At 32.9% G+C, this 2,733-nt stretch carries 3 protein-coding genes; all 3 read right to left on the bottom strand.

The features are described from left to right. Positions 1–271 (bottom strand): glycosyltransferase family A protein (locus tag MES37_RS23985; protein WP_237932788.1); only part of this gene is annotated, 271 nt, incomplete at its 3' end. Then, positions 240–1,463: an O-antigen polymerase gene (locus tag MES37_RS23980; protein WP_237932787.1), complete on the bottom strand. Its 1,224-nt coding sequence runs from the start codon at positions 1,461–1,463 to the stop codon at positions 240–242. The genes MES37_RS23980 and MES37_RS23985, both read right to left, overlap by 32 nt. 44 nt (positions 1,464–1,507) lie before the next feature. Continuing rightward, on the bottom strand, positions 1,508–2,733 hold a 1,226-nt coding region (gene wbaP / locus MES37_RS23975; protein WP_237932786.1), incomplete at its 5' end, for an undecaprenyl-phosphate galactose phosphotransferase WbaP.

The following is a 2,733-nucleotide window of genomic DNA, read 5'->3' as shown; positions in this document are numbered from 1 at the left end:
ACTCGTCTGAATTAATACTATAAAGTAAATAATCAGAGTTACACTCATTAACAATGTTAATAGTTTCGTCCTGACTTCCGCTGTCCATAAAAATGATCTCATATGGATAGTCAGTAACCTGTGACATAACAGATTTTAAAAAATAAGGTAACATCTTTTGTTCGTTTTTCATCCTGACTAAAATCGAAAAGAACGGTACTTTATCCAAATTACGAGAGTCTTTTATTACCTGCAATGAGTTAAATATTGTGTTTTTTTTCTGTGCGAGCATGAACTGATGTCCTTTTTTTATAACTAACAGTAAAACAGAAATAAATCACAACCAGCTGAAATATAATTGGCAAATACATATAGTGATTATAGAAAACACTTAATACATTACATTGCATTAAGATACAGAAAAACATTATTGACTTAAAGTTGGTTTTACCGTTCAAATATGTAACAAAAAATCCAGCTACGGATGCAAAAATGAAAACACCTGAGTATCCCAAATCCCTATAAGGGTCTACATATGCCGTACTCACATTAAAAGCCTGAGTAACCAAATAGTAGGTGGAATCGTAGCTTAAGTCTCCATAAATAACATTTCTTAAAAATGATGGTATAAGAAGTACTGTAGAATTACTCAACCCAACATTCCATTCAGGCACTACGAGAGTAAATACATTGATCAAATTATTTAATGGTGTAACCAGATACATATAAACCCATAAAAAACCTGAAGGCAACCAATCAGGATAATTATCATTAACTACAGCCAGATTAAAAAATGCCTCTTTGCCTGTTCGAAAATCTCCAACCACTCCAAAAACTAAAATCAATACAAATAACAACAATAAAGATTTAAGTAGTTTGTAATAATTTATTTTCACAAAATAAAAATGCAAAATAGCCAATTGAATTATATTAACTATAAGCAAGTTTCGAGATATGACTGCTAATGCCCAAAAACATGTAAATATAGGAATAAAGAGGTGGTTTTTTCTCTTGGTCTGGAGATATAAATAGTACGAAACTAAAGATAAAGATAAAATTAGAGAGTTGAGAAAACCATGAACACTTGCGATACCAAAATCAAAATATGTTTTCCCATTTCCTATAAGCATCCAAATAATTGGAATACCTTGGCAATAGATAATCTCAATGAACGTAACAAGACACCATAAACGGAAAAAAAACCTCTTCCGTTTATTTAACACAGTAAGAAATGATGATGTAACTATATGAGAGTTATTACTTTTCCCTTGCCCCCCCCCCAACTTCGCTAATAACCACCCGATGAAAAAACAACCAATGATAAAATACGTTGCTAAAAAAGCTTGAGCTGTTGAATAATATAACAGTTCTGAAAAATGGAATGAATAAAGAAATAAAACAACATTCCAGACAATAAAAAACATTGCCAATGGTCCAAATATTAAATTTCTGGCAATTGGTTTTATAATCACTTCATCGGTCATATTTACTCCAGGCAAAACAACTTATGTTGTCAAAACACAATATTTTAGTAAGCGCCATTTCGATTAAGAACAACATTTATAGTTTTGATTAAGATAACTATATCATTCCATAATGACCAGTTTTTAACATACCAAGAATCAAAATAGACGCGTCGTTCATAATCAACATCATTTCTTCCGCTAACTTGCCATAAGCCAGTCATACCTGGACGAACCATCAGATAGTAAGCAACATCATCACCATACTTTTCCAATTCTGCATCAACAATAGGACGAGGACCAACAAGGCTCATTTCACCGCGAATAACGTTCCACAACTGTGGCAACTCATCCAAGCTTGTATTTCTTATAAGATGCCCAATAGCTGTAATTCTCGGATCATTTTTTAATTTGTGATCTTTTTCCCATTCAATTTTAGCTTCAGGGTTCGTTTCAAGTAAATTAGCTAAGACAACATCGGAGTTGTTGATCATCGAACGCAATTTGAAACAATTGAATTTTTTACCGTTACGACCAACGCGTTCATGGCTATAGAATGCTTTACCTCCGTCACGTGTAATCTTATAACCTAAAAAGATAAAAAGAGGGCTCGATATTGCCAGAATAACAGATGCACCAACAATATCAAAAACCCGTTTAATAATCTTAGATGACAGGCGGCGTAAGTTATTTCCAACTTTTAAGATCATAATCTCTTCACTGAAGAAATATGACAACTCGGTCCCATATAAAGGGACACCTTTCAATGATGGAATGACAGAAATATAATTAAATCCGATTTTCGAAGTAAGTCGCAAATACCTATCACATTCATTTTGTTCGTTATACTCAAGAGCTATTATTATTTGAAATGTATCAATAGCTATATCTTGTAAACTAAGTTCATTCTCAGTAAAGAGCATTTTTTCAGGTATGTGCTGAGAAAGATAGTTTTTATCAACCACCAAAAAACCTTTTACATCTAAACCTAAATATTTCTCCCTGTTAACAGCTCTATAAGCTAACAGAGCACTTTCGGAACTTCCAATGATTATCGTCGGCCTTTGCCATAATTTTAAGCGTAGTAGTAAAGTTTTTATAGTAAATCTAAATGCAGGAACAAAAATCAATGCAAATATCCAAGTGCTTCCGAACGAATACCTAGAAATCTCCCACTTGGAAATAGCCACCAGAGCAAGATCAAATATAGAAAAAATAATAATAGTGCGCAAAATTTCTTTTAGTTCACTCCAGAAAGGTTTCCTACTTGAATAATGCCGCAATCGAATAC

The sequence above is a fragment of the Buttiauxella sp. S19-1 genome (assembly GCF_022134725.1).
GTDB lineage: Bacteria > Pseudomonadota > Gammaproteobacteria > Enterobacterales > Enterobacteriaceae > Buttiauxella > Buttiauxella ferragutiae.
This window is presented reverse-complemented; position numbering and strand designations above follow the sequence as displayed.

Coding starts and splice junctions, on each gene's coding strand:
- MES37_RS23980 (WP_237932787.1), bottom strand. CDS start 1,463: ATGACCGATGAAGTGATTATAAAACCAATTGCCAGAAATTTAATATTT.